Consider the following 23,812-nt stretch of genomic DNA (forward strand, 5'->3'; position numbering starts at 1 on the left):
CCGACCGCTGGTCGGCACGATGCTTCAGGTGCCGGCCGTTGGCCGACACAATGCGGTGGGTGCCGGCCGTTGGTCGCCACGGTGCGGTGGGTGCCGACCGTTGGTCGGCATGGTGCGGTGGGCGCCGACCGTTGGTCGGCACGCTTCTCAGGCGGCGCGCGCCAGCCGCAGGAATTCCTCTGCACCCACCGGCCTGCCGAGGTGGTAGCCCTGCAGCAGATCACAGCCCAGGTCGCTCAGGTATTGGCGCTGGCCGTCGGTTTCCACGCCTTCGGCGACGATCTGCAGCTGCAGCGAGCGGCCGAGCGCGATGATCGAAGACACGATCGCGGCGTCCTCGGCGTTGTCTTCCAGATCATGCACGAAGGCTCGGTCGATCTTCAGCTCGGTGGCCGGCATGCGCTTGAGGTACAGCAGGCTGGAGTAGCCGGTGCCGAAATCGTCGATGGAGATGTTCACGCCCATCGCGGTCAGGCCGTGCAGGATCTGCAGGCTGGCCTCGACGTCTTTCATCGCGGTGGTCTCGGTGACTTCCAGGGTCAGCCAGCGCGGCGCCAGCGCATGGCGCTCCAGCGTGCTGCGCACGGTCTCGAGCAGGGTGCTGGAGCCGAACTGCAGGGGCGACAGATTGACTGACATCGACCAGTCCGCGTGGCCCGCGTCGTGCCATTGGCGCAGCTGTGCGCAGGCGCGATCCAGCACCCAGTCGCCGATCTGCAGGATCAGCCCGCTGCGCTCGGCCAGCGGAATGAAGGCGTCCGGCGACAGCAGCCCCAGCTCCGGATGCTGCCAGCGCACCAGGGCCTCGGCACCTGTCAGGGCCTGGCCGTTGGCCGGGAACTTGGGCTGGTAGTGCAGCACCAGCTCGTCGCGGATGACCGCCTTGCGCAGCTCCTGCAGCAGCTTCAGCTGCCGGTTGGCGCTGACGTTGAGCGACTGGGTGAAGAACGTATAGCCGTTACGGCCGGATTCCTTGGTGTGGTACATGGCCGCATCGGCATGTGCCATCAGGTCGCGTTCGCTGGTGGCGTCGGCCGGATACAGCGCGATACCCAGGCTGGCGCTGACCTGCAGCTCCAGCGCGTCGATCACGAAGGGTTCGGCGATGGTGGCGATGATGCGCTCGGCCACCACGGCGGCATCTTCCGGCGCGTCAACCTGGAACACGATGACGAACTCGTCGCCGCCCAGACGCGCGAAGGTGTCCTGTGCGCGCAGCAGCGCGGCCACGCGATGGCTCATCTGGATCAGCAGCTTGTCACCGAGTTGGTGGCCGTAGGCGTCGTTGATGGTCTTGAAGCCGTCCAGATCGCAGAACATCACCGCGAAGGTGAACTGGCGCCGGCGTGCTTTCTCGATTGCCTGCTCGATGCGGTCCTGCAGCAGCATCCGGTTGGGCAGCTGGGTCAACGGGTCATGCAGGGCGGCCTGGATCAGCTTTTCGTTGGCCTGGGCCAGCGAATCGGCCAGCAGGCCGGTGCGGGTGCGCATCTGGCGATCGAACACCGACGCGATCAGGGCAATGCCCAGCGTGGCCAGCGTGGTCACGATCACCAGCACCGCCAGCCACTTGCTGTCGATGCCGTCGCCGTAGGCCGCGCCGCAGATGCTGCCGGGCGGGAAGCTGGCGGCTGCCATGCCGGTGTAGTGCATGCCCACGATCGCCAGGCCCATCACCAGCGAGGCGACACCGCGCAGCAGGAACGGCCGTTGCTGTTCACCGCGCAGCCGGAAGGCGATCCACAACGCCGCGCCGGAGGCGGCGATGGCGATCATGATGGAGGCCGTGAACCACAGGGGATCGTAGGTGATGCCCGGCTGCATCTGCATCGCGCTCATGCCCAGGTAGTGCATCGCCGCGATGCCCAGGCCCATGAGTACGGCGCCGGCGCCCAGGCGCGCCCACGGCAGGTGGGGGCGGGAGACCAGCCACAGCGCATAGGCCGAGGCGCCGACCGACACGGCCAGCGAGTACAGGGTGATCGCCAGGTCGTAGCCGACCGGAATGGGCAGGTTGAACGCCAGCATGCCGATGAAGTGCATCGACCAGATGCCCAGGCCCATTGCAACGGCGCCACCGGCCAGCCACCAGCGTGCGACGCGCCCCTCGGTGCTGGCCAGGCGGCCGGCCATGTCCAGCGCCGTGTAGGAGGCGAGGATGGCAACCAGCAGCGAGAACACGACAAGACTCTGGCTGTAGGTGCCGGTCATGGAGAAAAACCTGGGGAGCGGAGGGGGTGCAGGAGTGCGCCGGGGTATCGGCGCCGGCGCGGGATTCTTTAGGCCCGTGCGCGCCGCGTCTCGGATGCTGCGACGCGGCTCGGCTATTCTGGGCGCCTGACGATGAAGTGGAAGTGGACATGGCCAAGAGGCTCACCGCCTACGTCTGCAGCGAATGCGGCGCGGAATACAGCAAATGGCAGGGCCAGTGCACCGAATGCGGGGTCTGGAACGTGCTGGGCGAGGTGGTGCTGGAAAGCGCTGCCGCCGCCAAGTCGCCTGCGTCGCGGCGCTCGGGCTGGGCCGGCAAGGTCGATGCGCCGCAGATCATGGCACTCAAGGATGTGCAGCAGACCGAGCACCTGCGGGTGAGCACCGGGATCGGCGAGTTCGACCGGGTGCTCGGCGGCGGGCTGGTGGAGGGTGCGGTGGTGCTGGTCGGCGGCGATCCGGGCATCGGCAAATCCACGCTGCTGCTGCAGGCCGTGGCAAAAATGGCGGCGACGCTGCCGGTGCTGTACATCACCGGTGAGGAGTCGCTGTCGCAGGTGGCCGGGCGCGCGGTACGCCTGGATCTGCCGTTGGACGGGGTCAATGCGCTGGCCGAGACCGGGATCGAAGCGATTCTCAGGCATGCCAGCGTGGCCAAGCCGAAGCTGATGGTCGCCGATTCGGTGCAGACGCTGTGGACCGAATCGCTGACCGCCGCACCCGGCTCGGTCAGCCAGGTGCGCGAAAGCGCGGCGCGTCTGGTGCGGTTCGCCAAGGAAACCGGCACCGCCGTGTTCCTGGTCGGTCACGTCACCAAGGAGGGCGGCATCGCCGGCCCGCGCGTGCTCGAACACATGGTCGATGCGGTGCTGTACTTCGAAGGCGAGAGCGGCAGCCGCTTCCGCCTGCTGCGTGCCTTCAAGAACCGCTTCGGCGCGGTCAACGAGCTGGGCGTGTTCGCGATGGGCGAGAAGGGGCTCAAGGAAGTCTCCAATCCCTCGGCGATCTTCCTGTCCGGTGGCAGCACGCGCCAGCCCGGCAGCTGCGTGATGGTGACCCGTGAGGGCACCCGGCCGTTGCTGGTGGAAGTACAGGCGCTGGTGGATTCCTCGCCGTTGTCCAACCCGCGCCGCGTGGCGGTGGGTCTGGAACAGAACCGGCTGGCCATGCTGCTGGCCGTACTGCACCGTCACGGCGGCGTGCTGGTCGGCGACCAGGACGTGTTCGTCAATGTCGTGGGTGGCATCCGCGTGCAGGAAACCGCGGTCGATCTGCCGGTGCTGCTGGCGGTGCTGTCCTCGCTGCAGGACCGCCCGCTGGCCGAAAAGACCATCGCATTCGGCGAGGTGGGCCTGTCCGGTGAGATCCGGCCGGTGCCCAATGGCGAAGACCGCCTGCGCGAGGCCGCCACGCATGGCTTCAAGCGCGCCATCGTGCCCAAAGCCAATGCGCCCAAGGCCGGAAGCGTGAAGGGCATGGAGGTGATCGCGGTGGAGCGGCTGTCCGAGGCCATCGACGCGATCTGAACGCGCTGTTTCCAATGCACCCGCCGCGCAGGCAATGCGCGGCCGGGCTGTGCTAGTTTTCATCTCCTGAAATCCTCGTTCCAGCTCGTATCCCCGCCGGGATGCGCCCGCCAGAGAAAACGATTACATGCACGAGACTCCCCTGGATATACAGGGCGCCAGCGAGATCCGTCGCGCCGGTGTCGACCTCAACGGATTGATGACTGTCCTTGGCAAGCATCTGTATTCCACCCCGGTGGTGGCACTGCGCGAACTGGTGCAGAACGCGCACGATTCCCTGGTGCGACGGCGCCTGGAACAGGCCGACTGGCAGGAGCCGGGCCGGATCGAAGTACACGGCGATGCCGTCAACGGCATCGTGCGCATCATCGATACCGGCGCCGGCCTGACCCAGCAGGAAATCCACGATTACCTGGCCACGGTCGGCGTGGGCTACACCCGCGGCCTGCGCCAGGCCGGTGAGGACGATGAGGGGCTGATCGGCATGTTCGGGCTGGGCTTCCTGTCCGCGTTCGTGCTGGCGCGCCGGGTGACCGTGCGCACCACGTCCTACCAGCAGCCGGCGCTGGGCCACTGCTACGTGTCCAGCAATGCCGAGCAGTACACGGTGTCACCGATGCCGGCGCGCGCGGTCGGTACCGAAGTGATCCTCGAGCTGCATGGCAGCTACGTGCATCTGGCGCAGGAGCAGAACCTGCGCGACATTCTGGGCCGCTACTGCGCGCTGCTGGGTGAGCCGATCCACATCGGCCAGGATGCGCGCGCGATCAATCCCGAGCCGCCGCCGTGGCGCCCGCAGGCCGGTGTGGTCATGCACCCGCTGCAGGCCCAGCGCCGTGGCCTGGAGTTCGCCGCGCACTTCGAGCGCAGCTTCGAACCGATCGCCTGCATGCCGCTGCGCGCCGATGGCGGCAGCGACGCGGTGGGCCTGCTCTGGGTACAGGACGGTGCCACCTACGGCACCAGCGACAACCGCAATCTCTCGGTGTTCGTGCGCGGCATGCTGCTCGACGACGACGCGCGCGACCTGCTGCCACCGTGGGCCGGTTTCATCGGCGGGGTGATCGAATCAAGCCGATTGACGCCCACCGCCAGCCGCGAAGACCTGCAGCGCGATGAAACCTACAGCGCCGTCCAGCATGCGCTGGGCGAGGCATTGATTGATGGGCTGGTGGAGATCGCACGCCAGCAGCCCGAAGCGTGGCGACGCATTCTGGTGCGGCACAACGAAGCGCTGCTCGGTGCGTCGCTGTGCGACGACCGCCTGTTCCAGCTGCTGCTCGAACACGTGCGTGTGCCCAGTTCGCAGGGCGACATCAAGGCCAGCGAACTGCCGTCGCGCGGTGCGGTCCACGTGATCCTGGACAGCGGCGGCGGCTTCGAGGAGATGCTGTTCCGTGCGATGGGCGTGCCGGTGGCGCATGGCAACCGCTACGCGGTGGTGCCGTTCCTGCGCCGCTGGACCCAGGCCAAGGGCATGCGCCTGGTGGAACTGGGAACCGAGCAGGGCAACCGCGCGCTGTTCCGCACCGATACGCTGCCCGACGCCGAACTGGAGTGGCTGCAGACCCACCTGGGTGACGGCGAGCAGCTGCTGCCGGCGCACTTCAGCCCGGCTGAACTGCCGGTGGTGGTGGTGCCCGACCGCGAGGCCGAGCTGAAACGCCGGCTGGAGGACGACGAGAACGACAAGCGCGTGTCGATGGCCGCGCTGCGCCTGGCGCGCCAGTTCACCGCCCGGATCGTGGCGCGCGCGCCGTCGCGCCTGTACCTCAACCTGGACAACCCCGCCGTGCAGGCGTTGCTGGCGGCGATGCGCGCCGGCAACCCGCAGGCCGAGTCCGCCGCGCGCCTGCTGCGCTCGCTGAAGGTGATCGTCAGCGCGCAGGGCCGTACGCAGGACGGCGGGGCCACCAGCAACGACCTCAACCGCGCGTTCGGCGATATCGCCGATGCCCTGCAGCAGATGCTGCAGGCGCCGCGCTGATCAACCCCTTTCAACCACTACGCAACACAGGACGGCACGACCGCATGGATATCTGGAATTGGGTGGAAAAACTGCAGGACGATCTTGGCGAAGCCGGGCAGGCGCAGAGCGCGCAGCTGCTGACGCGCTTGACCGATGAGGTCTGCGAACTGCGCATGGACCGCGTGGATGCACTGCTGCCCGAAGCGCGTGCGCTGGGCAAAACGCTGGGCAATCCGTGGCTGGAGGTGTTTGTCGGCCATTGGGACATGCGCAACCGCGTCGGCAACCGCCTGGAAGGCGAGTCGGCGCTGGGCGATGCCGTGGCGCTGTTCGAGCGCGCACACCGTGCCGACACCGTGGAGTGCCCGCAGTCGATCTGCGTGACCCAGGACCTGGCAGCCTGTTACGGCAACATCGACGGTCCTGGCTGGGTGCCCGAGCGTATCGAGGTCTGCGAGGAAACGCTGGCGCGGATCAATCCGAGCTGGGCGTGCTTCCAGTGCCTGAGCTGCGAGAAGGCCGATGCGCTGCTCGACGACGGCAACAGCCAGGGCGCGCTGGATTACCTGGATGTGCAGGCCGGTACCGTGCTGGCGCACGGCGGCAAGGTCTACGACAGCTTCCCGGAAATGCGCATCAAGATCCTGCTCGCCAGCGGCCGCGCGGCCGAGGCGCTGGCGCTGATCGATGTGCGCCAGGCCGAAGTGGACGCCGAAGGCGACTACGAGCCGGCCAACTGCACCATTCCGCGCAAGCTGTCGCGCGCGTGGGCGCTGGCGCAGCTGGGCCGCGACGAAGAGGCGCTGGCATCGCTGGTGCCGTTCAACCAGCTGTCGCCCAACTACCGTCGCATGTGGGCGCACACCGTGGCGCTGCTGGTGCGCAATGCGCCCGAGCGCAACAGTTGGGATCTGGGCCGTCGCCTCAACGTGACCCTGGCGCATTACGCCGAGGTCGGTGCGCATCGCTTCGTGATCGAGATCGCCGGGCTGTGCGTGGACATGGCGCTGCAGCGCGGTGCGGTGTGGACCGCGCGCCGCCACCTGGCGCTGGCCCGCCAGCACCTGGGCCAGCTGCGCCAGGACCGGGGCGCCAGCGACGCGGTCGCGGCGATGGCCGCTCGCATCGATGCCGCCCCCAGCGCCGCCGCATTGCCCGTTCCTGCCGAAGGCCTGCTCGACTGGCTGGTTGAACAGGGCGAGCAGGGCGATGGGCGCGATCCGGAGCGCGAAGCGCAATGGCTGCTGCAGGGCGTGGAGCAGCGTCCCGACGACGCCGCCATGCTGGATGTGGCCGCCTCGGCGCTGAACGCCTGTGGCGCCGAGGATGAAGCCATTGCACTGCTGTGGGCGTTCGTCGAGCGCCACCCGCATGAGGATGCCGCCCCCGCGTACTCGCTGCTGCGTCTGCTGGTGCAGCGCGGCGACCAGGCCGGCCTGGATCGTCTGGCCCAGCACTACCAGGCGCAGGTGCCGGTGTTCGCGCTGTGGTGCCAGGCGCAGATGGCGCACAAGCTGTCCGACTGGGCCACGCTGGAGCAGGCGTGTACCGCGCTGCTGGCGCTGTCGCCCCAGTCGCATGGTGCGCGCAACCTGCTGGGCGTGGCCTTGATGGCGATGCAGCGCTTCCAGGACGCCGCCGTGCAGTACCGCCACCTCACCGAGGTGCTGGAAGAACCGCGCAGCGCGCATTGGGATCACATGACCGCCGCCAGCGCCGCCCGCGACTGGGCGGCCGTGCGTGGCTCGGCCGCGGCGATCGGCATGGAACTGGACAGCACCGATGGCCCGGTCGAGGAATCGTTCGGCTGGGTGATCATCCGCTGCACCGACGGTGGCGAGCCGATCGAATACTATGCGCGCCGCACCGGCCCGGTCACCGCACGGATCGTCGAGAACGCGCCGGCCAATCGTCGCCAGCGCGTGGACGACTGGGTGGTGTTCGACGCCGAGCTGGTGCATCCGGCGCCGGAGGACGAGGAAGAGCGCGCGCGCTTCATGCCCACCTATGCCGAGGTCCACCTGCTCGAAAGCGGTGGCTTTGCGGGCAGCTGGCTGGTCGATGGCGTGCACCCCGGTGAAGACGCATGGAGTGCCTTCTCCGAGGCGGTCGAGGCCCGTGGCTGGAAGCTGTGGACGCACAGCCCGGACGACTACCAGCTCACCGACGCAGAAGGCGACGATGCGCCGCTGCCGGGCGTGCTGTTCACCGTGGCCCAGCCGCAGGAACAGCCGCCGCTGGAGCTGCACCGGTTCCTGCTCGACGCGACCGCGCAGTGGCCGCATCGGCTGTGCTGGCTGCGTCTGGCCGAAGCCTGCGACCAGGACGAGCAGCGCCACGTGGACGTGATCGAACGCTACGGTCTGTAATGACCGGGCCGGGCGCGCCAACGGGGCGCCCGGCCTCCATCGACAGGGAAGGAGACGAGGAATGCGGATGCCGCAGTGGACGCGGGTATATGGAAGCCTGGCGCTGGCGTTGCTGTGCGCGCCGGCGGCGCAGGCCGGGCAGGCGTGCGACGACCCGGTAGCGGTGGCGCGCCGGTTCCAGCAGGCCAGTGTGGACGGTCTGCTGGCGACGCCGGCGGGAGTGCTGACGCCCGCGCTGGACAGGCTGTTGGCTGAGGAGCGCGACTGCCAGGAGCGCGAGCAGGGCATCTGCCATCTCGACAGCGATCCGTGGCTGGATGGCCAGGATGGCGAGATCGATGCGCCGTTCGCGTTCGCGCGCGTGGCCGGCACCGCGGCCGATGTGGCCACGGTGGAGGTGCGTTATGCGGTGTGGGGCGAGCCGTACCGCGCGTTGCTGTCGCTACGGCAGCGCGGCGACGGATGCTGGGGCGTGGACGACATGACCACCCAGGGCGGCAGCCGCCTGCGCGACCAGCTGACCGAACCGCTGTAGCGGCTAGCGCGCGTGGCCGAACACCAGTTCGATCACGAACTGGCTGCCGAAGAACGCCAGCAGCAGCAGGCCCATCGCGGTCAGCGTCCAGTGCACGGCCTTGGCGCCGCGCCAGCCATATCGGCGGCGGCCGATCAGCAGCGTGCCGAACACGATCCACGAGAGGATGCTGAGCACCGTCTTGTGCACCAGCTTCTGCGCCAGCAGGTCGTCGACGAACAGCACGCCGGTGACCAGGGTCAGGGTGAGCAGGGCGAAACCGACGGTGATCACCCGGAACAACAGCGCTTCCAGATCGGCCAGCGGCGGCAATGCCCGCAGCCAGGGCCGGAAGTCGCGCCGGCGCAGGGCGCGTTCCTGCAGCCACAGCATGATCGCCAACAGCGCGGCCACGCTCAGCGTGGCGTAGGCCAGCAGCGCCATCCAGGCATGGGTGGCCAGCTGCCAGCCCAGCGGGCGGCTCGGCGCATGGCCGTAGCCGTGGTAGACGCACAGCACCGCCGCGGCCATCGGGAACACCAGCACCCCCAGCGCGGCCATGCGGCCCCGCGCGGCCACCAGCGAGGTCAGCCAGGCCATGCCCAGCCCGACCAGCGACAGCGCCGCGAAGAAGTGCATGTCCGGCCCGCCACTGGTGCGCATGGCCACCATCACATGGTAGGTGCCGTGCAGCAGCATCGCCGGCAGCGCCGGCCACAACCAGGCCGGCGAGCGTGGGCCGTCATCGCGGCTCACCGCGCGCACCAGCAGGCCGGTGGCGGTCAGGTAGAGCAGGGTGGCGATGAGAACGATTGTCATCGTGTCAGTTTCGCATACCCCCGGGATGCTGGCGATGCCTGCGGCGACAGGCCGCAGCGGCGATCCGGTGGCTGCAGCGGACCCGCTATACTGTCGGTCTCTTTGTCTTTCGTTCTGAACAGGTTGCCTCCATGTTCGAGTCCCTGACCCAGCGCCTCTCCGGCACCATCGAGCGGCTGCGCGGCCGCGGTCGCCTCACCGAGGAAAACATCCGCGAGGCCACCCGCGAAGTCCGCATCGCCCTGCTCGAGGCCGACGTCGCCCTGCCGGTCGTACAGGCCCTGATCGAGCGCATCAAGGTGCGTGCGGTCGGCCAGGAAGTGCTCAAGTCGCTGACCCCGGGCCAGGCCCTGATCAAGGTGGTGCGCGACGAGCTCACCACGGTGATGGGTTCGGCCGCCTCCGACCTCAACCTCAACGTGCCGGCCCCGGCGATCATCCTGATGGCCGGCCTGCAGGGCGCGGGCAAGACCACCACGGTGGGCAAGCTTGCCAAGCACCTGAAGGAAAAGCGCAAGAAGAAGGTGATGGTGGTGTCGGCCGACGTCTACCGTCCGGCCGCGATCGAGCAGCTCAAGACCCTGGCCGACCAGGTTGGCGTGCTGTTCTTCCCGTCCACCGCCGACCAGAAGCCGGAAGCCATCGTCCGCGCCGCCATCGACGATGCGCGCAAGTCCTTCGTGGACGTGCTGCTGGTCGATACCGCCGGCCGCCTGGCCATCGACGACGCGATGATGGCCGAGATCAAGGCCCTGCACGCAGCGGTCAACCCGGCTGAAACGCTGTTCGTGGTCGATGCCATGACCGGCCAGGATGCGGCCAACACCGCCAAGGCCTTCGGCGAAGCGCTGCCGCTGACCGGCGTGGTGCTGACCAAGACCGACGGCGATGCCCGTGGCGGTGCCGCGCTGAGCGTGCGCTACATCACCGGCAAGCCGATCAAGTTCGTCGGCGTCAGCGAAAAGCCGGACGGCCTGGACGTGTTCCACCCCGATCGTCTGGCCAGCCGCATCCTGGACATGGGCGATGTGCTGTCGCTGGTGGAACAGGTCGAGCAGCAGGTCGACAAGGACAAGGCGGCCAAGCTCGCCGAGAAGGTCGCCAAGGGCAAGAAGTTCGATCTCAACGATATGCGCGACCAGCTCGAGCAGATGCAGAACATGGGCGGCATCGGTGGCCTGATGGACAAGCTGCCGGGCCTGGGCCAGATCCCAGAGCACCTCAAGCAGCAGGTCAGCCAGGGCAAGGAAGTGCCGCGCATGATCGCCATCATCAATTCGATGACCAAGAAGGAACGGCGCAATCCGGGCCTGCTCAACGGCTCGCGCCGCGCCCGTATCGCCCGCGGTTCCGGCCTGACCCCGGCTGACGTCAACAAGCTCATGAAGCAGTTCCAGCAGATGGAAAAGATGATGAGCAAGATGGCCGGCGGCGGCATGAAGGGCATGATGCGCAGCATGAAGGGGATGATGGGCGCGATGGGCGGCCGCGGCGGCCTGCCGTTCCGCTGAATCCTGGCTGGAAGCGTCATCGGGTCGCGAGGATGACGCTTGCTGTCCGCGCCGGCGGATGATTGACTAGCGCGCTGTTGATCCCTCAAAGGAATGCCCGTGAACAAGTTGATCGTAGGGGTGGCGCTGGTGTTGGCGCTGGCTGCGTGCAAGGACGACGCCTCGATGTCGCAGAAGGCCGGCAGCGCCATCAGTGGTACCGCCGCCGACTTCGTGGCCGGGCTGGGCGAGGGCGTGGACAAGCGCATGAATGTCACCCTGCAGCCCGATCCGGCACTCGCCGCGCGCGGCCTCACCGTGACCCTGGGCAAGAGCCGGGGCATGGGGTCGAAGGATGCCGCGGTCTACGTGGTGGCCGACAAACCCTTCAAGGGCAAGCTGGTGGCCCGCGCGCTGGATGCGGAGGGCACCGAGATCGGTCGTGCCGTGTCCGAGCAGGAATTCCAGGCCGATGACGCGCGCTATGTGAACTTCCAGTTCAACGAGGAAATGGACAGCCAGCTGGTCCGCACCTACGCGGTGTCGGCCCGCTGAGTCCTGCCGGCGCACACGCCGGGTGAGGCGGTGCGGCGTATGCTGGTCGCCGTCTCCTCCCACAGGTGCGCGCGCGTGAGTCACTCGTCCCTTCTCGAACGCGCCGACGGTTTCTGTCGGCGTTTTTCATTGCAGGCCCCGATCCTGCTCGCCCCGATGGCCGGCGCCTGCCCGGTGCCGTTGTCGGCGGCGCTGGCCAATGCCGGCAGCATGGGCGCGATGGGCGCGGTGCTGTCCCAGCCGCAGGACATCGTGGCGTGGATGGCGGACTTCCGCGCCCAGTCCAGCGGGCCGGCGCAGGTCAATGTGTGGCTTCCCGATCCGCTGCCGGCGCGCGATGCGGACGGCGAAACGGCGACCCGTGCCTTTCTGTCGCAGTGGGGCCCGGAGGTGCCGGCCAGTGCCGGTGACGCCGGCCCGGCCGACTTCGATGCTCAGTTCGATGCGCTGATCCAGGCGCGCCCGGCGGTGGCCTCAACCATCATGGGGGTGTTCTCCGCCGCCCAGGTGCAGCGGCTGAAGGACGTGGGCATTGCCTGGTTCGCCTGTGCGACCACATTGGCCGAAGCACAGGCGGCGCAGGCGGCCGGTGCCGATGCCGTGGTCGCGCAGGGGTTTGAAGCCGGTGGCCATCGGGGGGCGTTCGATCCCGCGGCGGCCGAACGTCAGCTGGTGGGGTTGTTCGCGCTGCTGCCGCGGTTGGCCGACCACCTGCAGGTGCCGGTGATTGCGGCCGGCGGCATCGCCGATGGCCGGGGCATCGCGGCCGCACTGATGCTGGGCGCCAGTGCGGTGCAGGTCGGCACCGCCTTCCTGCGCACGCCCGAATGCGCGCTGGATCCGGCCTGGTCGCAGGCGTTGGCCGAGGCCGAACCGGAAGATACCTGGCCGACCCGCGCCTTCAGCGGCCGCCTCGGCCGCGGCCTGGCCACTCCCTACGTGCGCGCTGCCGCCGCCGCCGGCGCGCCCGCGCCGCAGCCGTACCCGGTACAGCGCGGCCTCACCGCGCCGATGCGCGCGCAGGCCAACCGCGAGCACCGCCTGGATGCGATGCAGGCCTGGGCCGGCCAGTCGGCGTGGATGGCGCCGGCACGCCCGGCCGCCGATGTGCTCGCGCAGATGTGGGCGCAGGCGCGGACGCTGCTGGCATGAAGCTTTACTGCAACGGCCTGTCTGCCAGTGCCGACGACCTCGCCGGCGCGCTGACCAACTACGGCCATTTCACCTCGCTGCAGGTGCGCGACGGGGCCGTGCAGGGGCTGGACCTGCATCTGCAGCGGCTGCAGCAGGGCACGCAGGAACTGTTCGCCACTGCACTCGATACCCACCAGGTCCAGGCCTGGATGTGGCACGCGCTGCATGCCGCGAACGTGCGCGATGCTTCACTGCGGGTGACGGTGTATTCGCACTGCTTCGATTTCCGCCAACCGCTGCAGGCGGTGCCGGTGGACGTGCTGATCGCGGTTGCCGCGCCGGTGACGCTGCCGGCCGCCTCGCGCAGCCTGCGCACGGTGCGCTACCAGCGCGACCTGCCACACCTCAAACACGTGGGCACGTTCCCGCTGTTCGAGCACCGCCGTGCGGCTCTGCAGGCTGGCGCCGACGATGCGCTGTTCGTCGGCGACGGCGGCGTCATCAGCGAGGGCACCACCTGGAACATCGGGCTGGCTGCCGGCGATACGCTGGTGTGGCCGCAGGCGCCGGCATTGCGCGGCACCCAGGAGCGGCTGCTGCAGGCGGGGTGGGACGGCGACCAGCAGGTCCGGCCGGTCACGCTGGAGGCATTGGCCGGATTCACCGGCGCGTTCGCCTGCAACTCGGTCGGGGTCTGGCCGATTTCGCGGATCGACGCGCTGGCGCTGCCGGACTCCGAGGCGCTGTGCGCCCGCGCGCGGGCCGTATTGGCGGCGGTGCCGTGGCAGCCCTTGGCCGGGTGAGGGCGGGGTAAAGGGGCTGTTCAGCTTTTCCGGCCGGGGCAGGCTTGGAATGGCCCGGGCGCGCCGCTATAATCGCCGGCTTACCGCGCCATCCTGGCGACTGGGCAATTGAGGAAACAACACATGGTCAAGATTCGACTGACCCGCGGCGGCGCCAAGAAGCGTCCCTTCTACCACATCATCGTGACCGACTCGCGCAGCGCCCGTGATGGCCGCAACATCGAGCGCGTCGGCTACTACAACCCGGTGGCCCAGGGTGCGGAATCCCGCATCGTGCTGGACCTGCCGCTGGTCGACAAGTGGGTTGCCAACGGCGCCCAGATGACCGACAAGGTCCGCAACCTGTACAAGGAAGCGACCAAGGCCCAGGCCTCCGCGGCCTGATCCTGAAGGGCCGCGCCTGCCGCGGCCCATCGGTCTATTCAGATGAAAGATACCGAGCGCCGCATCCTGCTGGGCAGGATTGTCGGCGCTTTTGGTGTGCGAGGCGAGATCAAGCTCGAGTCCTGGACCGAGCCGCGTACCGCCATCTTCAACTATCAACCCTGGATCCTGCGGTCGCCCGCCGGCCAGGAACGCACCCTGACCGGGGCGCGCGGACGTCAGTCCGGCAAGCATCTGGTCGCGGTGTTCCCCGATATCACCGATCGCGATGTGGTCGAGTCGATGTACGGGACCGAAGTCTATGTGCCGCGCAGCGCGCTGCCGCCCCCGAAGGCCGACGAGTATTACTGGGTCGATCTGGAAGGGCTGCAGGTGCGTACCGTCGACGGCGTCGAACTGGGCCGGGTCTCGCACCTGTTCTCGACCGGCTCCAACGACGTGGTGGTGGTGCAGGGCGACCGTGAGCGGATGATTCCGTTCGTGCAGCCGGAGTTTGTGGTGTCGGTGGACTTCGAGGCCAATCTGGTCATCGTCGACTGGGATCCGGAGTTCTGACGCCGGTGCGTATCGACGTCATCACGTTGTTCCCCGAGTTCATGGCGCAGTCGGCCGCGCTGGGCGTGGTCGGCCGTGCTGCCGAGCGCGGCCTGCTCGACCTGCATGGCTGGAATCCGCGTGACTACGCCGAAGGCAATTACCGCCGGGTGGACGACCGTCCATTCGGGGGTGGTCCCGGCATGGTCATGCTGATCGAGCCGCTGCGCGCCTGCCTGGCCGCGGCCAAGGCGGCCGACCCGGCGCCGGCGCCGGTGATCTACCTGAGCCCGCAGGGCCAGCCGTTGACCCAGGCCAAGGTCCGGGAACTGGCGGCGCTGCCGCGCATGATCCTGCTGTGCGGACGCTATGAAGGCGTGGACGAGCGTTTCCTGGCGGCCGAAGTCACCGAGGAAATCTCGATCGGCGACTACGTGCTGTCCGGCGGCGAGCTGGGCGCGGCAGTCATCGTGGATGCCGTCACCCGCTTGCAGGAGGGCGCCCTCGGCGATGCCGAATCGGCGGCCCAGGACAGTTTCGAAGGCCCGCAGGGGCTGCTGGACTGCCCGCACTACAGTCATCCGGCACAGCATGAATGGGGCCCCGTCCCCGATGTGCTGCGCTCGGGCAACCATGCCGCCATCGCCCGCTGGCGCCGCCAGCAGTCGCTGCTGCGGACCTGGTTGCGTCGCCCGGATCTGCTGGACGAAAGCCAGTTGTCCAAGGCCGACCGGCTCCTGCTTGAGCAGGCTCGGCAGGCCCACACCGGAGACCCCGCCCCCTAGCGTGGCGGCGGTTCCTGGATTAGAATGCGGGATTGCCATCGGCCCTTTTCGGGCTGGCTGGCGGAATCCCTACAAAAAACGTGCAGCACAGTCCGGTGACTGCATGAGCCCACGTTGTCGAACGACACGATCACCCGAACACTATCGGTGCACCCATGAGCAAGCTGAACAAGACCATTCTTTCGGATTTCGAATCCGCCCAGATTACCCGTGAGCTGCCGAAGTTCAGCCAGGGTGACACCGTCGTCGTCAACGTGAAGGTGAAGGAAGGCAACCGTGAGCGCGTGCAGGCTTACGAAGGCGTCGTGATCGGCACCAAGAACGCCGGCCTGAACTCGGCCTTCACCGTCCGCAAGATCTCGCACGGCTACGGCGTCGAGCGCGTCTTCCAGACCCACAGCGCCATCATCGACTCGGTCGAAGTGAAGCGTCGTGGTAAGGTCCGCGCCGGCAAGCTGTACTACCTGCGTGGCCTGGAAGGCAAGGCTGCCCGCATCAAGGAAGATCTGGCTGCCGCTGCGCAGGCCAAGGCTGCCCGCCTGGCTGCGAAAGCCGCCCAGTAATTCCGGTGTGGTGTACCGGCCTTCGGGTCGGTACCTGCCCAACAGACGGCCACCTTCGGGTGGCCGTTTGCGTTTGGCGATCCGGCTAGGGGCGGGCGGGTGCGGCAGGGTCCGGATCGGCCACCGGCGACGGCGGCATCGCCGGGACTTCGGCCGGGGCGGCCAGCTCCTCGCGATGGGTGGGCAGCATGCGCGCCTTGCGCCAGCCGCCCCAGCGGTAATAGCCCAGCGACAGCAGCATCGCGAAGAACGAGCTGACCGGGAAACTCCACCACACCGCGTCGGCCCCCAGATACGGCTGCATGCCCTCGGCGAACGGCACGCGGATGCCCCACAGCGACACCGCCAGGATCAGCAGGGGCGGAATCACCGCACCGGTGGAGCGCACCACGCCGGAGATCACGAAGTTCACGCCGAAGAACAGGAACGACCAGACCGCGATGTGGTTCAGGTGCCGCGCCACGTCCAGCGCCTGGCTGCCATCGGGCAGGAACAGCGCCAGCGTGTAGCGGTCGAGCAGGATCAGCGGCAGGATCAGCGCGCCGGTGAGCAGGAAGTTGTAGAGCACGCCGCTGCGTGCGGTGCCGCGCACGCGGCTCCAGTTGCCGGCGCCCACGTTCTGCGCGGCCATCGACGAACAGGCCGCGCCGATCGCCATCGCCGGCATCTGCACGTAGGTCCACAACTGCAGCGAGGCGCCGTACGCGGCGGCGGTATCGGTTCCGTAGCCGTTGACGATGCTCACCGTGACGATCATCGACAGCGAAATGAGCACCATCTGCAGGCCCATCGGGATGCCCTTGACCACCAGCGCGCGCAGGATCTGCGTATCGATCTTGAACAGCGCCATGTCCTTGCGGCCCAGCCACAGCACGTGGCGCTTGTTGCGCATGTACAGCAGCAGGCCCAGCAGCGCGGCGGACTGGGCGATCAGCGTGGCCCAGGCGGCACCGGCGATGCCCAGTTCCGGGAACGGGCCGATGCCGAAGATCAGCAGCGGGTTGAAGCCGATGTCCAGCACCACCGACAGCAGCAGGAAGCGGAACGGCGTGCGCGAGTCGCCGACGCCGCGCAGCGCCGAACTGAGGAAGGCGAACGCGTACAGCGTGGGCATGGCCAGGAAGATGATGCGCAGGTAGGCCTCGGCCAGCGGCAGCGAGGCGGCGGGCGTGCCCATCGCGGCGAGCAGGGGGTGGGACAACCACCAGCCGGCGATGGCGATCACCACCGAGAGCCCGATGAAGAAGGTGGCGCTGGTGCCCATCACCCGGCGCGCCTGCGGCAGATCGCGCGCACCCATCGCCTGGCCGATCAGGATGGTGGCGGCCATGCCGATGCCGAACACCGAGCCGATCAGGAAGAACATGATGCTGTTGGCGTTGGCGGTGGCGGTCAACGCCGCCTCGCCAAGGAAGCGCCCGACCCAGATCGCATTCACCGAGCCGTTCAGTGACTGGGCGATGTTGCCGGCCAGGATCGGCAGCGCGAACAGGAACAGGTTGCGCCCGATCGGGCCGGTGGTCAGGTCAAGCGGCGCTTTGGCCATGTGCTCTGGAGATCAGGCTCTGGGAGCGGCACACTAGCACCAAGCCCGTCAGCGGGATATCGCCATGCCGCACCTGTCCCACCTGCGCCTTCGGGCCCTTGCCACCGTGCCCGCAGGCGCGCGCGCCTGCACCTGGCTCTTGATTGCCGGCGCGTTGGCCGCATGTTCGAGTACGGACCGCCTGGGCGATGCCCAGGTACGGCCGATGGACCGACCGGAATGCCAGGTCGGCAGCCAGCGCCGCGATCTGGATGCCGGAGTACCGGTACTGATCGGTGGCACCGGTTGCCGCGGCAACCCGGACGCACCGCAACCGCTGAATCGACGACCGGCCAACGCCGTGGAGCTGGGCAAGCAGAATGACTGACGCAACACCCGTGGCCGCCGTGCGGCTGGATGTCTGGTTGTGGGCGGCGCGCTTCTTCAAGACCCGCAGCCTGGCCAAGCAGGCGGTGGAGACCGGCAAGGTCGACGTCGCCGGACAACGCCCGAAGTCCTCGCGCGCGGTGCGCGTGGGCGAGCAGCTGCAGATCAGCCGCGGCGATGAAACCTATGAAGTGCAGGTACGCGGCCTGAGCGATCTGCGTGGGCCGGCGCCGGTGGCGCAGCAGCTGTACGAGGAAAGCGAGGCCTCACGCGCGCGCCGGGCGGAACTGCGTGCGCAGCGCGCCGCGGCGAAGAACGGCTATCTGCCGCCGGAACACAAGCCGGACAAGCGTGCACGCCGGCTGATCCGGGCGTTGGGGGATATCGACGCGATCTGAGTGCCGACCAACGGTCGGCACCCACCGCATTCCATCACCGGTGCAGGTCGTAGCGGTCCAGTTCCATCACGCGGACCCACGCGGCGACGAAGTCCTGCACGAACTTCTTCTCGCCATCGGCGCTGGCATAGACCTCGGCGAGGGCGCGCAGCACCGAGTTGGACCCGAACACCAGATCGGCGCGGCTGCCGGTCCAGCGCGTGGCGCCGCTGCTTTCGTAGCCGTTGCCGCTGGCCTTCCACTGCGTGCGCATGTCCAGCAGGTTGACGAAGAAGTCGTTGCTCAACGTACCGGGGCGATCGGTCAGCACGCCCTGCGTATTGCCGTCGGTGTTGGCGCCCAGCACGCGCAGGCCGCCGACCAGCACGGTCATCTCCGGGGCGGTCAGGGTGAGCAGCTGCGCCTTGTCGATCAGCAGCACCTCGGCCGGCACGCTGTAGCGGCCCTTGAGGTAGTTGCGGAAGCCGTCGGCGTACGGTTCGAGCACCGCGAACGATTCAACGTCGGTCTGTTCCTGGCTGGCATCGGTACGCCCGGCATGGAAGGGCACGCTGACGTCGTGACCGCCGGCCTTGGCCGCCTGCTCCACGCCGACGTTGCCGGCCAGCACGATCAGGTCGGCCAGCGATACCTGCCTGCCCCCGCCATTGCCATTGAAGCCGGTCTGGATCGTCTCCAGCGCGGCCAGCACCTTGGCCAGCTGCTGCGGCTGGTTGGCAGCCCAGTCCTTCTGCGGGGCCAGCCGGATGCGTGCACCGTTGGCACCGCCGCGCTTGTCCGAGCCGCGGAAGGTGGAGGCCGAGGCCCAGGCGGTGGCGACCAGCTCGGCCACGCTCAAGCCGCTGGCGGCGATCTGCTGCTTCAGCGCGGCAATGTCGGCGGCATCGATGTGCGGCTGCGTGGCTGCCGGCACCGGGTCCTGCCAGATGAATTCCTCGGCCGGCACTTCCGGGCCCAGGTAGCGCGAGCGCGGGCCCATGTCGCGATGGGTGAGCTTGAACCAGGCGCGTGCGAATGCATCGGCAAAGGCCTGCGGGTCGGCGAGGAAGCGGCGCGAGATCTTCTCGTAGGCCGGGTCCACGCGCAGCGACAGGTCGGTGGTGAGCATGCTCGGGCGATGCTGCTTCGACGGATCGTGCGCATCGGGAATGACCGCCTCGCTGTCCTTGGCCACCCATTGGTGCGCGCCGGCCGGGCTCTTGGTCAGCTCCCACTCGTGCTTGAACAGCAGCTCGAAGAAGTCATGGCTCCACTGCGCAGGGGTGCGCGTCCAGGTCACTTCCAGGCCACTGGTGATGGTGTCGCCGCCCTTGCCGCTGCGGAACGTGTTGTGCCAGCCCAGGCCTTGGTGTTCCAGGCCGGCGGCTTCCGGTTCCACGTCCACGTTGTCGGCCGGGCCGGCGCCGTGGGTCTTGCCGAAGCTGTGGCCACCGGCGATCAGCGCGACGGTTTCCTCGTCGTCCATCGCCATGCGGCCGAAGGTGTCGCGGATGTCGAAGGCGGCCTTGAGCGGGTCGGGGTTGCCGTCCGGGCCCTCCGGATTGACGTAGATCAGGCCCATCTGCACGGCGGCCAGCGGGTTTTCCAGCGTGCGCGAGTGGATGTCGCCATCGGCGTCGTCATCGGACACCAGTACGCCGTGGTCTTCCACCACGCCCTCGGAACCGTGCGCATACCGCACGTCGCCGCCGAGCCAGGTGGTCTCGCGACCCCAGTACACATCCTGGTCCGGTTCCCAGGTATCCGGGCGTCCGCCGGCGAAGCCCAGGGTCTTGAAGCCCATCGATTCGAGTGCGACGTTGCCGGTGAGGATCAGCAGGTCGGCCCAGGAGATTGCCTGGCCGTACTTCTGCTTGATCGGCCACAGCAGGCGCCGCGCCTTGTCCAGGCTGACGTTGTCGGGCCAGCTGTTGAGCGGGGCGAACCGCTGCTGCCCGCGCCCGCCGCCGCCGCGCCCGTCGCCGATGCGGTAGGTGCCGGCGCTGTGCCAGGCCATGCGGACGAACAGCCCGCCGTAGTGGCCGAAGTCGGCCGGCCACCAGTCCTGCGAATCGGTCATCAGCGCGGTGAGGTCGGCCTTGAGCGCGGCGTAGTCGAGCTGTGCGAACGCCTTGGCGTACTCGAACCCGTCATCGAGCGGCTGGGAGCGGTTGGAATGCTGGTTGAGCAGGTCCACGCGCAACTGCTTGGGCCACCAGTCGCGGTTGGTGGTGGCATCGCCGACGAGGGCGTGGTTGAAGGGGCACTTTGCTTCGCTTTTCATGGGCATCTACCTGTGTACCAGCGAATGGGAAGCCCCCCGTCGATGTGCGGAGGGCGATGTCGGTGGGCGCGCGGTCCCGCAGGCGCCGCGTGGCCGCCAAGGCCCCGGTGGATGCCGGGGCCGGCCGAGACGGCATGCAGACACGGTAAACACGCCCGTTCATTCGGTGAATTCGAATGAATCAACCAAAGCGATAGTTGTGGTCTATGTGAGCGGGTGCAGCGCTCAGCGCTTGCCGCCGAGCAGGCCGCCGCCCAGCTTGAGCAGGTCGCCGATGCCCAGCTGGCCGTCGCCGTCCTGGTCGAGCACCGAGGTCAGCAGACCGCCGCTGCTGGCCGCCTGGGCCTCCTGACCGAGTGCCTGGCTGAGCTGGGCCGGGTTGCCGCCGTTGGCGAAGCGCTGGGCCAGGTAGGACATCACGATCGGCGCAAGGATGGCGAGGAGCTGGCTGGTCTTGCTGCTGTCCAGGCCGGTGGCCTGGCTCAGGCCCTGGGCGGCCCGGTCGCTGTTGCCACCGAAGACGTGGCCGAGGATGCCCGCGCCATCGGTGGCACTGCCGCCGCCACCGCCGAGCACACTGCCGAGCAGCCCGCCCAGATCGAAACCGCCGCCGCCACTGGCACCGGCATGGTCGCGCTGCAGGGCGCCGAGCAGGGCTTCGGCGCCCTGCGGTTGCTGGGCGTTGCGGCCCATCGCACCCATCAGCAGCGGCAGTGCCGCCCCGATCGCGCCGCTGGCCTGGTTGGGGTCGATGCCCAGCTGCTGGGAGACCTGCTGCAGGCCTTGGCCCTGCTGCAGCTGCTGGAAGAGGGAAGCGGCAAGCGATTCGTTGTTCACGGCGGACTCCGGAGCAGGGTTGGGAACCGCCCGAGCATAACGCCGCCTCCACGACGGGAATGCGAAGGCGTCACATCGATGCCGCGGCGCGCGTGGGTGGCCTCAGATCAACGCCTTCAGGCGGTACAGCGCTTCCAGTGCCTGCTTGGGGGTCAGCTCGTCCGGGTCGATGGCGGCCAGCGCATCCTGTGCGGCGGTGTTGGGCGCGTTGAACAGCCCGAACTGCTGCGGGGCATCCAGCGCCTGGGGCGCCACCGTGGCGGCCTGGCTGTCGCCGCCGCGCTGCTCCAGCTCGGCCAGGCGCCGCCGTGCCTGCGCCACGGTCGACTTCGGCAGGCCGGCCAGCGCTGCCACCTGCAGGCCGAAGCTGCGGTTGGCCGGGCCGTCCTTCACCGCGTGCATGAAGACCAGCGCATCGCCATGTTCGACTGCGTCCAGATGCACGTTGGCGATGCCGCTGGCGCCGCCTTCGTGCTGCTCGTCGGCCAGCGCCGTCAGCTCGAAGTAATGGGTGGCGAACAGGGTGTAGCAGCGGTTCTGGTAAGCCAGGTGGCGTGCCACGGCATCGGCCAGCGCCAGGCCGTCGTAGGTCGAGGTGCCACGGCCGATCTCGTCCATCAGCACCAGCGAGTGCGCGCTGGCGTGATGGAGGATGTAGCTGGTTTCGGCCATTTCGACCATGAAGGTCGACTGGCCGCGGGCGAGGTCGTCGCCGGCGCCGATGCGGGTGAGGATGCGGTCGATCGGGCCGATCACCGCACGGCTGGCCGGCACGAAGCTGCCGATGTGGGCCAGCAGCACGATCAGCGCGTTCTGGCGCATGTAGGTGGATTTACCGCCCATGTTCGGGCCGGTGATCACCAGCATGCGGCGGTCCGGGTGCAGGTCCAGGTCGTTGGGCTCGAACGGCTGCTCGCGCACCGCTTCGACCACCGGGTGGCGGCCGCGCTCGATGCGCAGGCAGGCGGTGGTTTCCAGTTCGGGCCGCGACCAGTCCAGCGCCTGCGCGCGCTCGGCGAAGCCGGCCAGCACGTCCAGCTCGCTGAGCGCGGCCGCGCACTGCTTGAGCGGTTCCAGCTGGCCCGCGAGGGTGTCGAGCAGCTGTTCGTAGAGCAGTTTCTCGCGCGACAGCGACCGTTCGCGTGCGGACAGCACCTTGTCTTCGAAGGACTTCAGTTCTTCGGTGATGTAGCGCTCGGCATTGGTCAGGGTCTGGCGGCGGGTGTAGTGCACCGGCGCCTTGTCGCTCTGTCCCTTGCTGATTTCGATGTAGTAGCCATGCACGCGGTTGTAGCCGACCTTGAGCGTGGCGATGCCGCTGCTGGCGCGCTCGCGCTGTTCCAGGTCGATCAGGAACTGGTCGGCATGGGTGGACAGGCGGCGCAGTTCGTCCAGCTCGGCATCGAAGCCTTCGGCGATGACGCCGCCATCGCTGAGCTTGAGCGGCGGCGTCGGCGCGATCGCCGACGCCAGCAGGTGCGCGCACTCGTCGTGCGACCCCAGCGCGTCGTGCAGCGCGACCAGACGCGGCGAATCCAGCGGCGCCAGCACCGCACGCACCTCGGGCAGCAGGCCCAGACCATCGCGCAGGGTGGAGAAGTCGCGCGGACGCGCCGAGCGCAGGGCCACGCGGGTGAGGATGCGTTCGAGATCGCCCAGCGCCCGGAACGCGTCGCGGACGTCGCCGTCGGCACCGCGATCGATCAGCGTGGCCACCGCATCGTGGCGCTGCACCAGCACCTCGCGCAGCCGCAGCGGGCGGTGCAGCCAGCGCCGCAGCAGGCGCCCGCCCATCGGCGTGACCGTGGTGTCGAGCACGCCCAGCAGGGTGTGGCGGGTGTCGCCATCGACGCGCGTGTCCAGCTCCAGGTGGCGGCGCGTGGCCGCGTTCATGGCGATCGCTTCGCTCGCCGTTTCGGTGGCGATCGCGGTCAGGTGCGGCAGACGCTGCTTCTGGGTTTCCTCGACATAGCCCAGCAACGCGCCGGCCGCGGCCGTGGCGCGCGGTTTGTCGTCGATGCCGAAGCCGGTCAGGTCGTGCAGCTTGAAGAAGGCCAGCAGCTGGCGGCGGCCGCTGTCGGCATCGAACAGCCACGGCGCGCGGCGGCGGATGCCGGTGCGGTGGCGCAGGAAGTCCGGCCAGTTCTCTTCGTCGGGCACCAGCAGTTCGGCCGGTTCCAGCCGGGCCAGTTCGGCTTCCAGGGCGTCGTCGGAATCGACCTCGTTGACCAGGAAGCGGCCGCCGGCCAGGTCGGCCCAGGCCAGGCCGTAGCCGTGCTTGCCGCGCGACAGCGCCATCAGCAGGGTGTCGCGGCGTTCGTCCAGCAGTGCTTCGTCGGTAACGGTGCCGGGGGTGACGATGCGCACCACCTTGCGCTCGACCAGACCCTTGGCCAGCGCCGGGTCGCCGATCTGCTCGCAGATCGCCACCGATTCGCCCAGGGCCACCAGCCGCGCCAGATACCCCTCGTAGGCGTGCACGGGCACGCCGGCCATCGGGATCGGCGCGCCGCCGGAGCTGCCGCGCTGGGTCAGGGTGATGTCCAGCAGCCGCGCCGCCTTGCGCGCGTCGTCGTAGAACAGCTCGTAGAAGTCGCCCATGCGGAAGAACAGCAGCAGGTCCGGGTAGTCGGACTTGGCGGCGAAGAACTGCTTCATGAGCGGGGTATGCTCTGGCGCGCTTCCGGATTTCTGCTGCTTCTCGATTTTTGACATATCAATCAATGCTTTAAGTAATCTGTGTGGC

20 protein-coding genes are annotated in these 23,812 nt (G+C 68.5%); 14 read left to right on the forward strand and 6 right to left on the reverse strand.

Annotation, left to right across the window (positions count from 1 at the left end):
• Nucleotides 1–147: 147 nt before the first annotated feature.
• Nucleotides 148–2,211, reverse strand: coding sequence for a putative bifunctional diguanylate cyclase/phosphodiesterase (locus ACO6VK_RS02500; protein WP_422505317.1), 2,064 nt, complete (start codon nucleotides 2,209–2,211; stop codon nucleotides 148–150).
• A 149-nt stretch (nucleotides 2,212–2,360) separates the two neighbouring features.
• On the opposite strand from ACO6VK_RS02500, the gene radA reads away from it, so the two are divergent.
• The 4 genes from radA to ACO6VK_RS02520 all read left to right on the forward strand — a co-directional run bounded on the left by radA (nucleotide 2,361) and on the right by ACO6VK_RS02520 (nucleotide 8,610).
• The gene (gene radA, locus ACO6VK_RS02505; protein ID WP_411850337.1) at nucleotides 2,361–3,737 is read left to right on the forward strand and encodes a DNA repair protein RadA; all 1,377 of its coding nucleotides are present in this window, start codon (nucleotides 2,361–2,363) and stop codon (nucleotides 3,735–3,737) included.
• Between the two features lie 127 nt (nucleotides 3,738–3,864).
• Nucleotides 3,865–5,724, forward strand: a complete 1,860-nt coding sequence (locus ACO6VK_RS02510) for an ATP-binding protein (protein ID WP_422505319.1) — start codon at nucleotides 3,865–3,867, stop codon at nucleotides 5,722–5,724.
• 44 nt (nucleotides 5,725–5,768) lie between these two features.
• Nucleotides 5,769–8,075, forward strand: coding sequence for a hypothetical protein (locus tag ACO6VK_RS02515; protein WP_422505321.1), 2,307 nt, complete (start codon nucleotides 5,769–5,771; stop codon nucleotides 8,073–8,075).
• 61 nt (nucleotides 8,076–8,136) lie between these two features.
• Entirely contained in the window at nucleotides 8,137–8,610 is a 474-nt protein-coding gene (locus ACO6VK_RS02520; protein WP_422505323.1) for a hypothetical protein, read from the forward strand.
• 3 nt (nucleotides 8,611–8,613) lie between these two features.
• Here the strand turns inward: ACO6VK_RS02520 and ACO6VK_RS02525 are convergent, their stop codons facing one another.
• Complete coding sequence (locus tag ACO6VK_RS02525; protein ID WP_422505325.1) at nucleotides 8,614–9,408, reverse strand: cytochrome C assembly family protein; 795 nt, start codon at nucleotides 9,406–9,408, stop codon at nucleotides 8,614–8,616.
• 131 nt (nucleotides 9,409–9,539) lie between these two features.
• Between ACO6VK_RS02525 and ffh the strand changes: the two genes are divergently transcribed.
• The 8 genes from ffh to rplS all read left to right on the forward strand — a co-directional run bounded on the left by ffh (nucleotide 9,540) and on the right by rplS (nucleotide 15,656).
• Nucleotides 9,540–10,919, forward strand: a complete 1,380-nt coding sequence (gene ffh / locus ACO6VK_RS02530; RefSeq protein ID WP_017355335.1) for a signal recognition particle protein — start codon at nucleotides 9,540–9,542, stop codon at nucleotides 10,917–10,919.
• 99 nt (nucleotides 10,920–11,018) lie between these two features.
• A complete protein-coding gene (locus ACO6VK_RS02535) occupies nucleotides 11,019–11,453 on the forward strand; it encodes a hypothetical protein (protein ID WP_422505327.1) in 435 nt (144 codons plus the stop codon).
• Nucleotides 11,454–11,492: 39 nt separating this feature from the next.
• On the forward strand, nucleotides 11,493–12,605 hold the full coding sequence (locus ACO6VK_RS02540; protein ID WP_422505329.1) for an NAD(P)H-dependent flavin oxidoreductase: 1,113 nt from the start codon (nucleotides 11,493–11,495) through the stop codon (nucleotides 12,603–12,605).
• Nucleotides 12,602–13,390 carry an aminotransferase class IV family protein gene (locus ACO6VK_RS02545; protein ID WP_422505330.1) on the forward strand — a complete coding sequence of 263 codons (789 nt, stop codon included), beginning with the start codon at nucleotides 12,602–12,604 and terminating at the stop codon, nucleotides 13,388–13,390. The genes ACO6VK_RS02540 and ACO6VK_RS02545 overlap by 4 nt, the downstream gene beginning before the upstream one ends.
• A gap of 123 nt (nucleotides 13,391–13,513) precedes the next feature.
• The gene (gene rpsP / locus ACO6VK_RS02550) at nucleotides 13,514–13,774 is read left to right on the forward strand and encodes a 30S ribosomal protein S16 (RefSeq protein ID WP_017356068.1); all 261 of its coding nucleotides are present in this window, start codon (nucleotides 13,514–13,516) and stop codon (nucleotides 13,772–13,774) included.
• A gap of 42 nt (nucleotides 13,775–13,816) precedes the next feature.
• A complete protein-coding gene (rimM, locus tag ACO6VK_RS02555) occupies nucleotides 13,817–14,329 on the forward strand; it encodes a ribosome maturation factor RimM (RefSeq protein ID WP_422505332.1) in 513 nt (170 codons plus the stop codon).
• Between the two features lie 5 nt (nucleotides 14,330–14,334).
• A complete protein-coding gene (trmD, locus tag ACO6VK_RS02560) occupies nucleotides 14,335–15,093 on the forward strand; it encodes a tRNA (guanosine(37)-N1)-methyltransferase TrmD (protein ID WP_422505334.1) in 759 nt (252 codons plus the stop codon).
• 155 nt (nucleotides 15,094–15,248) lie between these two features.
• Nucleotides 15,249–15,656, forward strand: a complete 408-nt coding sequence (rplS, locus tag ACO6VK_RS02565) for a 50S ribosomal protein L19 (RefSeq protein WP_017356065.1) — start codon at nucleotides 15,249–15,251, stop codon at nucleotides 15,654–15,656.
• 85 nt (nucleotides 15,657–15,741) lie between these two features.
• Here rplS and ACO6VK_RS02570 read toward each other — a convergent pair whose 3' ends face one another.
• The gene (locus tag ACO6VK_RS02570) at nucleotides 15,742–17,202 is read right to left on the reverse strand and encodes an MATE family efflux transporter (protein ID WP_422505336.1); all 1,461 of its coding nucleotides are present in this window, start codon (nucleotides 17,200–17,202) and stop codon (nucleotides 15,742–15,744) included.
• Nucleotides 17,203–17,341: 139 nt separating this feature from the next.
• Between ACO6VK_RS02570 and ACO6VK_RS02575 the strand changes: the two genes are divergently transcribed.
• Complete coding sequence (locus ACO6VK_RS02575; RefSeq protein ID WP_229296448.1) at nucleotides 17,342–17,569, forward strand: hypothetical protein; 228 nt, start codon at nucleotides 17,342–17,344, stop codon at nucleotides 17,567–17,569.
• A complete protein-coding gene (locus tag ACO6VK_RS02580; protein ID WP_422505338.1) occupies nucleotides 17,562–17,966 on the forward strand; it encodes an RNA-binding S4 domain-containing protein in 405 nt (134 codons plus the stop codon). Before ACO6VK_RS02575 ends, ACO6VK_RS02580 begins: the two co-directional genes overlap by 8 nt.
• A gap of 34 nt (nucleotides 17,967–18,000) precedes the next feature.
• On the opposite strand, the gene katG is transcribed toward ACO6VK_RS02580, so the two are convergent.
• From katG to mutS, 3 genes are all read right to left on the reverse strand, one after another.
• Nucleotides 18,001–20,229, reverse strand: a complete 2,229-nt coding sequence (katG, locus tag ACO6VK_RS02585) for a catalase/peroxidase HPI (RefSeq protein ID WP_422505340.1) — start codon at nucleotides 20,227–20,229, stop codon at nucleotides 18,001–18,003.
• A gap of 225 nt (nucleotides 20,230–20,454) precedes the next feature.
• A complete protein-coding gene (locus tag ACO6VK_RS02590) occupies nucleotides 20,455–21,066 on the reverse strand; it encodes a DUF937 domain-containing protein (RefSeq protein WP_422505342.1) in 612 nt (203 codons plus the stop codon).
• A 102-nt stretch (nucleotides 21,067–21,168) separates the two neighbouring features.
• The gene (gene mutS, locus ACO6VK_RS02595; protein ID WP_422505344.1) at nucleotides 21,169–23,781 is read right to left on the reverse strand and encodes a DNA mismatch repair protein MutS; all 2,613 of its coding nucleotides are present in this window, start codon (nucleotides 23,779–23,781) and stop codon (nucleotides 21,169–21,171) included.
• Nucleotides 23,782–23,812: the final 31 nt, after the last annotated feature.

Origin of the sequence: Stenotrophomonas sp. GZD-301, from assembly GCF_049310345.1 — a bacterium.
In the GTDB taxonomy this organism is placed as follows: Bacteria; Pseudomonadota; Gammaproteobacteria; order Xanthomonadales; family Xanthomonadaceae; genus Stenotrophomonas.